The following is a 320-nucleotide window of genomic DNA, read 5'->3' as shown; positions in this document are numbered from 1 at the left end:
AGACAATATGATTGCTACATTGATGTCAATTGAAACGGAAAAAAATTATCAATTCATTCGAAATAGAAAATTTAAGAGCAAGGAAATTCTAAACGCAAACGATTTATTGATTGAAAACAAAGCACAAATCAATTCATTTTTCGAGCAACTTCATCTCTTCGAAGCATATTTATCTATTAGTTTAAAAGTAATTGAACATCGATTTATTTTTCCGACTATTTCACCACAAAACGAACTCGATTTAGTTGACTTTTATTATCCATTACTCAAAAATCCTGTCAAAAATAATTTCAAAACTTCTAAAAATGTTGTTGTATTAA

The 320-nt window shown here is 26.9% G+C and carries 1 protein-coding gene; it reads left to right on the top strand.

Features of this window, described 5'->3' with window-relative positions:
- A partial coding sequence (locus QWI17_RS20080) for a hypothetical protein (RefSeq protein WP_302724313.1) occupies window positions 1-320 on the top strand: 320 nt, incomplete at both ends.

It is taken from the genome of Gilvimarinus gilvus (genome assembly GCF_030518155.1).
Lineage (GTDB): Bacteria > Pseudomonadota > Gammaproteobacteria > Pseudomonadales > Cellvibrionaceae > Gilvimarinus > Gilvimarinus gilvus.
This window is presented reverse-complemented; position numbering and strand designations above follow the sequence as displayed.